Source organism: Spirochaetota bacterium (genome assembly GCA_034190085.1).
GTDB lineage: Bacteria > Spirochaetota > UBA4802 > UBA4802 > JAFGDQ01 > JAXHTS01.
The window spans coordinates 33,534-41,582 of record JAXHTS010000022.1; the positions used below are offsets into that span (position 1 = coordinate 33,534).

The 8,049-nt window shown below is 38.4% G+C and carries 5 protein-coding genes; 4 read left to right on the forward strand and 1 reads right to left on the reverse strand.

Features of this window, described 5'->3' with window-relative positions:
- Positions 1-20 precede the first annotated feature (20 nt).
- Positions 21-3,380: a discoidin domain-containing protein gene (locus tag SVZ03_04435; GenBank protein ID MDY6933455.1), complete on the reverse strand. Its 3,360-nt coding sequence runs from the start codon at positions 3,378-3,380 to the stop codon at positions 21-23.
- Positions 3,381-4,005: 625 nt separating this feature from the next.
- Between SVZ03_04435 and SVZ03_04440 the strand changes: the two genes are divergently transcribed.
- From SVZ03_04440 to SVZ03_04455, 4 genes are all read left to right on the forward strand, one after another.
- Positions 4,006-4,230: a YgiT-type zinc finger protein gene (locus SVZ03_04440; GenBank protein ID MDY6933456.1), complete on the forward strand. Its 225-nt coding sequence runs from the start codon at positions 4,006-4,008 to the stop codon at positions 4,228-4,230.
- A gap of 94 nt (positions 4,231-4,324) precedes the next feature.
- On the forward strand, positions 4,325-5,293 hold the full coding sequence (locus SVZ03_04445; GenBank protein MDY6933457.1) for a hypothetical protein: 969 nt from the start codon (positions 4,325-4,327) through the stop codon (positions 5,291-5,293).
- Positions 5,294-5,994: 701 nt separating this feature from the next.
- The gene (locus SVZ03_04450; GenBank protein MDY6933458.1) at positions 5,995-7,074 is read left to right on the forward strand and encodes an Ig-like domain-containing protein; all 1,080 of its coding nucleotides are present in this window, start codon (positions 5,995-5,997) and stop codon (positions 7,072-7,074) included.
- Positions 7,075-7,105: 31 nt separating this feature from the next.
- The coding region (locus SVZ03_04455; protein ID MDY6933459.1) for a S8 family serine peptidase at positions 7,106-8,049 on the forward strand (944 nt) is incomplete at its 3' end.

Genomic DNA, 8,049 nt, shown 5'->3' on the forward strand with positions numbered 1-8,049 from the left:
TAAAGGGGTGTGATGTGAAATCATATATGCGTGATGAAAATGGGAATAATCCCAATACCCTGGTCTATACCATCCAACGCTTTACCTATCACACTGCCGATCTTGCTGAATGAGTCGATCTCTCCTGACATACCACATCCAGGTTTATCGGAAGTGACAATCATATCCCCTGGATTTATTGCCCTATCTCTGGCATCAACCCTGCATAAGACCTTGCCTGCAAGAGCTACAGGGTATATCATCTTCTCCTTCCCGCTGTTGTTAATGACAACCGTTGGATTGCCCGAGACTACGCCAACAAGAGATGTGCTGTAACTTACCTTCGATCGCGATAGTATAGAATTCCCCTCTTCACTGACAACTAATAGATCCCCAAGCTCAATATAGTATGCATTATCAACCTCAAACATTTCAACAATGTTAACTGGAAAGGCATTGTCTTTTAAACTATTCCTTAAATTTATCTTTCCATTAAATTCAGTTTTCCCATTTACTAAAAGTGCATCCCCATTGCCCATAAGCCCAAGAGAATCATCATATTCAGATAAGTGACAGTAGCCATCAGCTACAACTGAATATGAGTGTTCGCTCGCAAAGACACCTCCAACTCCAAAACGAGAAATGCCTAAAACTCCACAACCCATGCTGTCTGAATTCGGATTACCCGTCGATTGCCCTCTGATTCCCACATATTTACTATGCCCAATAACACCGTAAGATTGTTTGGTTTCTTCAGTAATAGGATTTGAAATACCAGCTATACCAACAGCTCCAGCTTGGTCTGACTCATTTTTTGCATAAACAATAGCTGAATTATCTGGAGGAGGCATAATTCCATCAAACCTCTCCTCCTTTGTTGTTATTATGCTGATTGAGCCCGTATGACTATTGAAATCATGTTTAACTGGAGCATAACTATGACTATGAGGTAAGGGTGTCCTAGGATCATTAAGCCTTCTATCATTAGCCTGAACACAAGCGCCTTTTATTGTATCTCCATCCTTTGCCAACTTTGCTATACCGTAGCTTTCCTCTGTTGCGACCTTTAGCCTACTATCGTTACCCTGAATCACTACATTTGGTCTACTCTCACCATCCTCAGCTAACTCCACTATTCCCTTTGATAGAGTAGTGGCATCCTTAAGCCTTCTGTCATTACCCTGTACTACAACATCTTCTCTATTTTCTCCATCTTCTGCTAATTGCACTATTCCCTTGTAGGTAGTGGTTGCCTCTCTAAGCCTCTTATCATTGCCTTGAACAGCAGCAGAAGGCGACGTCTCGCCATCCGCTGCAAATCTGAGTATTCCCTTATTAACGGTGGTTGCATCCTTTAACCTTTTGTCATTGCCCTGGACAACAATATTTGCGCCATTCTCTCCATCCCCTGCCAGCTCCACAATCCCCTTTGAATGAGTGGTTGCTTCCTTAAGCCTCTTATCACTACCCTGGACGACTGTTTCAGGTCTATCTCCGCCATCCTCGGCGATTCTTACAATCCCCTTGGATTGAGTAGTAGCCTCCTTAAGCCTCTTATCATTGCCCTGAACAGCAACCCCTGGCTTCTCCTCACCATCCTCGGCTAACTCCACAATCCCTTTTGTAAGGGTTGTAGCAGGCTTAAGCCTTCTGTCATTGCCCTGTACTACAACTTCGGGCCTATCCTCGCCATCCCCAGCCAACTCTACTATCCCCCTTGAATGCGTGGTGGCATGCTTAAGCCTTCTGTCATTGCCCTGTACTACAACATCAGGCCTATCCTCGCCATCCTCTGCCAGCTCCACTATCCCCTTTGAATGCGTGGTGGCATGCTTAAGCCTTCTGTCATTGCCCTGTACTACAACATCAGGCCTATCCTCGCCATCCTCTGCCAGCTCCACTATCCCCTTTGAATGCGTAGTGGCATGCTTAAGCCTTCTGTCACTGCCCTGTACTACAACATCAGGCCTATCCTCGCCATCCTCTGCCAGCTCCACTATCCCTTTATGGGTAGAGCTAGCATCCTTTAATCTCCTATCATTTCCCTGAACAGCGCATTCAGGATTATCCTCTCCATTTGTAGCAAGTCGAGTTATTCCATAGGATAAAGTAGTAGCCTTTTGAAGCCTTGTGTCATTGCCCCTAACAACACTAAGCTCTGAGTAGATCCCATCAGGGCAGATCTTTACTATTCCTAGATCACTCTCTGTTGCCTCTTTTAATCGAGAATCATTCCCCTGAACGGCAGTTTCAGGTGTATCTTCCTTATCCCTTGCAAATCTTGAAATCCCATGTCTTAATTCAGTTGCACTCTGAAGTCTATAATCAGAAGCTTGAACAGCCTTGCCTTCCTTATTCTCGCCATCCTCAGCCAACTGTACTATCCCTTTAAATATTGTTGTAGCATTTTTCAATCTGCTATCATTCCCCTGTACTGCATTATTTGGAGAATCATCTCCATCCTTAGCCAATTTAACCATACCTGCCTGAAATATCGAAGCATAGGGAGTAAGTTGATTCAGGTTATGTGTATGGGAATGATCTGCTATCACTCCATAAATCTCAAGTACAGACAACCTCACTCCATATTTTTCATTTTCCAACTTCATCCCATTCATATCAATATGAATAAATCTAACTGGTATAATGTCAATATTCCAGAGATATCGTCTCGATGCCTCAGCTTTGAAGTTATTCTCTTCAATAATAGTAGTCCAGATATTAGTATCGGAGCTTACCTGGATTCGAAAGTGATTACTGAATCCATGGGGTCTACAGTTTGGTGAAGCGAGCACAATTCCATTGATATGGTATACACGTCCAAGGTCGATATCAATAGACTCCCTGTTACTAAGATCCTTAAGGCCTGACTCCCAATATGTATCATTTCTTTTATCGAGAAGTTTTTTTTCGTTATGCTCATAAGACGAGATGCTACTTGTGGATATTGATTTAATTCCGGATATCCCTGTGGTTATTCTACCAATCTCAGAAAAAAATTGAGTGCCTACTCTTTTGGGTTTGAGAACAAGTATTTTCAGATATTTACAGCAGATTAATGGAAAATCTATTGTGTAAGGAATCGAATCATTAATGTCTAATCTCGTTTCAGTATGAATAATCATCCAGTTTATTCCATCGTTACTCGTTTCAATCCTGAATTCTGTCGGAAAGGTAGTTTTCCCTGAGGGTGATGTTGATAGTTGAATAAAATTGATAGGAACTAATTTTTGATAATCTATTATAAAATACTCCGGAACCAAGCAACTACTCTTTTTTGAACTCCAGTATCCGTTATCTATAAGAACATTCTCAATAGTATGTTCATTATCAATTTGGCTCGAAAATTCGCATATTGTACCAGTAAATAATTGTTTATGACTGATAGTTATATTTGTCATTGTTGTCTCCATAATGCATGAATGAATCAACTGCTTTCATATCATTGCATAAGTAATAGGGTTTATGCCTAAAATTGTGTTTTAAGCAATCTATATAAGGATAAGGAGAGATATCTCTCCCTGTGTCTATTGAAGGGGAAAATATTCAACACCGATGTAATTGCACCTATGCTCCATTTGTTATTTAAACTGTAATTATCGATTATACATAAAAGTCAACCAAACTCTTTACATGTCATTTATCTATTGTCAAATATTTTAGCGTATTGGAATTCTAATAAATTACATGCTAATATAATAATTTAGACTGACTTAACTTATTGAGATTAACATTATACTTTAAATGATATCTTGAGTAAGTATTACAGGGGATCGCCCTTAATCAAAAAAAAATGAGAAGATATTCAATATTATGCTAAATTGAAAAATGATTGATTTTATAAAAAAAAATGGTCATAATATATTATCTCATTATAAATATTTTCAATACATCTTGCTCAATAAGCATGGTGTATTAAAATTATGCGACACATTTGCATCCCCTTATTGAACAGAAGTTGAAGATTCAGAAACCGATGTTTGTGAATACGCCATTAACCTATACAATCTAAAGGAGGCAGTTAAGATGAAATGCTGTATTGAGAGATGTCCTGGCGAATATATGGAGCAACAGATTACACATCCCGTTCGCTATCATGGAGAAGTTGTAGTCATTGACCATGTTCCAGCGGAAGTCTGTTCAGTGTGTGGAGATGTGCTTCTGAAACCCGATACAGTACGTCGGATCGAGACATTATTACAAACAGCAACTCAACCAGCAAAAGCAGTACCCCTTTATGAGTATGCTTAAGAACTCATTAAAGGACACTCACATCAATTCAGGATGATGCTGCCTCCATGAGGCAGTGAACTGAGTTGTCAATAAATCACAAAAATCAATTGATATGGATTATCTTGAAAAGAAGACTCCGAATGGTATTACACTAAAGGTATTGTTTAAGAAATGGAATTTCTTGGCCTTTGATAAGAGCGGAGGGGCTATCTATGCTGATGAAGAACAAACCAAGTATTTACATAAGATTCCTGTAATATTTTTTTTAATTAAAAATATTCAAATAGAGAAGAGCAGCGAATCTCCTATACATTTTTTCAGAGTAGTTAATGATGAAATTGTAATACCCTATACTGATTTACGGGATAGGAAAAGGAAGTATCTCTTTATTAAAACAAATAAAATGATAGATACTATTCCAGTAATAATAAAAATCTTTAATGAATTGGCATTTTTAGTACGAAAGAAAGAGGCGGAGTTTGATCCTGATTATATATTTATAGATTCGAATATTACCAGCGATGATGTGCTTATAATAAAGAAAAGATTTCCTGATGTTATTATTACTCTCACCAATAATGGAAGTGGAAAATCGGATGAAGATAAAGATTCCGAAGGAAGAAAAAATAGGAGAGCAGTTGAGGAGTTAGATACCAAAAATCTGAATATAATGTCTAATAATCCGGTTTTTCTTGCAAAGGTACACCTGAGGTGGATGGCTTTCTCAAAGGTTAACCAACTTCTCTTGGATTTTGATATTTCGCCATTAGAGGCTGAATACATATTGAAATTTATAGAATCAATGCTTGAGAGGAGTGAAGAGAGTGAAGAATTGAAAAAAAATCAATCTAAACTAAAGGATCTATTTGAGTCATTTCAGTTTTACATCAATCTGTTAAATAAAAAAAACGATGAGATAAAGGAGATGATAACGAAGGTTAATGACCAGATGACACTTGTTTCATACAATACTTTAGTGGCAAAGCTGAAGTCATTTCAACAAATGGAGGAAGATCAATTGGTATTTACAGAATATGAGAACCTCCTATTTGAAAGAAAGGAACAGATTCAGGATCAATAAAAATCTACGAACAAGACTATGGTATTAACTAACATCTGAAAAGCAAAGAGATGGATATATTAGTCGAATAAATTACCCCAAGTATTCATACACTCACCTACAAATAAATTTTCATTTACCTAAATTTATCCCCACAGCAGAGAGTAAAATCCATGTTTATTTGACGATTGGGCATATATTTATTATTTTCATACTATAGATTACACTTTATGATACTACTAACATCGCACACTTTAGGGGTTTCAAATGCTAAAAAATCAAAATAATGAGACTATCAAGATAATATTACTATTCCTATTAGTAATATCTTTATTAGCGCTTTCTGGCTTAACCATTTAATTGCACCTATCTATAAATTATATCATTATTCAATCAATAAGATAATACAATTTCAATTTTTTGTGCACAGGATTGGTGTGAATACCTATTTGAATTTCAAAATAATATGTTAATACACGCTCTATAAAGTGATAATAACTCTTGACAAAAGTATAATAAAAGGATCATCCTCATCAAAATTCAATCCTTATGGAAATTGCCTAAAAGTGAAGAACCAACCAAAATTAAGAGAATAACGGTATAATCATATTGAAAACAATATACTTTAGTCTCTTGGTAATAGCTTTAGCCTTAAATGATGTTTCATAATAATTGTATATTGTTTTTTCGTTAAATATACTCAATAAACAAGGAGACGTATTATGATAGGATTTCAGTATTTTTCATCAATTGTATCAAGATCTAAGCGATCATGCATTAGTTACAGGCTTTTAATTGCTTTTAATATTTTATTATTATGTTTATGGGGGATAACCGCTTGTACTGATGACAATGGTGGGAGCAACCCTCCAGCAGACACAACGCCTCCCACTGTAAGCTCAACATCGCCGGCGGACAGCGCCACGGATGTTGCAGTAAATTCTGTAATCACAGCTACTTTTAGCGAGGCAATGGATGATTCATCAATTACCAGTTCATCCTTTATTGTAACAGAAAATGGCAGCGATGTAAGCGGTACAGTAACCTATAATGCCTCAACCAGAACCGCAACCCTTAGCCCCTCTGCAGACCTGCTCTATGAAACCCCTTATACAGCAACCATTACTACTGATGTTAAGGATGAAGCAGGCAATAACATGGCTTCAAACTATGAATGGAATTTTACTACCGGCATTATACCCGATGAAACCCCTCCAGAGGTAAGTTCAACATCGCCGGATAATGGTGAGATTGATGTTTATGTAAACACATTGATTACCGTTACCTTTAATGAGGATATGAACTCAGCTACAATTACTACTGCCACATTTACTCTGCATGACGGGAGCACACCTGTTAGCGGCGTAGTCAGCTATGATGTTGCAACAAAAACCGCTACATTTGATCCCGATGATTACCTTGACGCCACAACACTTTACACAGCTAAGGTTTTAGCAGCAGTTGAAGATTTGGCATTCAATCCTATGGGAAGCGATTATGAATGGAGTTTTACTACTGGCGTGCCAAGAGTAAGAATAACATGGGAGGCCAATCGCGAGAAAGCGGTAAACAGCGCTGGCGGCGGTTACAAAGTTTATTACAGTCAGACGAATGATTTTGATATTTCAGGCGCGAGTTCCATAGATGTTCCTTGGGTGAGCGGGCAGACTCCCACATCTATTACTATTCCTTTAACTTCTCTATCTTCTGGGACCTGGTACATAAAAGTGGTTGCTTATTCAGCTTTAGGTGGCGGCTCAGTGAGCGAACCTTCAACTCAGTCATCAATCGTAGTTCCATAATTATTATCACCAAATAATCACAAAGGAGTATATGATGAATAAATTTATTAACAAATGCATAGACATAAGATTATCAATAATCCTAATACCTGTTATCTCTTCTTTAATACTTATAGGGGCTTCTCCAATTAAATTTAATAAAAGCAGATCTAAAATAGCAAGACAATATATTGAAGGCGAGATTCTCATTAAATTCAAAAAAAAGATTCCTCAACAGAACCAGATAAACACAATCAGAAGATACGGCTGTGAAACCCTTAAAACTATAACAAAGAACAGCATATCTCATGTAAAGCTCGAAAGGGGCACAAGTGTAGAAGACGCTATAGATATTTTCAATAATGATCCAAGTGTTGAATACGCTCAGCCTAACTATATTTATACAATCTCAGCGGTACCGAATGATACAGAATATGGAGAGCTTTGGGGATTGAAGAACACAGGACAGACTGTTTCCAGTGCCCCGTATGCGACAAATAATCCCGGAACCTCCGGCGCAGACATGAATCTTGAGCCGGCTTGGGACGTGATAACCGACTGCAGTTCAATTGTGGTTGCTGTTATTGACACCGGCGTGGACTATAATCATGAGGACCTCGCTGGCAATATGTGGGATGACGGCTCAGGGCATTCCGGTTATGACTTTATACACAATGACAATGACCCAATGGACCTCAACGGACACGGCACACACTGCGCAGGATCGATTGGAGCGATAGGCGACAACAGCACAGGCACAACTGGAATCTGCTGGCAGGCTAAGATAATGGCTGTACGTGTGTTAAACGCGATGGGTTGGGGGACTACAGTTAATATAATTGATGGAATAATTTATGCTGTGGACAATGGCGCAAAAATTCTTAGCATGAGCCTTGGAGGTCCAGTATATGATCATGCCTATTCAGATGCCATCACATATTCACTTGATCACGATGTTATTGTAGTTGCTGCAGCAGGTAATGGAGGTGATGACGG

Coding starts and splice junctions, on each gene's coding strand:
- SVZ03_04435 (MDY6933455.1), bottom strand. CDS start 3,380: ATGACAAATATAACTATCAGTCATAAACAATTATTTACTGGTACAATA.
- SVZ03_04440 (MDY6933456.1), top strand. CDS start 4,006: ATGAAATGCTGTATTGAGAGATGTCCTGGCGAATATATGGAGCAACAG.
- SVZ03_04445 (MDY6933457.1), top strand. CDS start 4,325: ATGGATTATCTTGAAAAGAAGACTCCGAATGGTATTACACTAAAGGTA.
- SVZ03_04450 (MDY6933458.1), top strand. CDS start 5,995: ATGATAGGATTTCAGTATTTTTCATCAATTGTATCAAGATCTAAGCGA.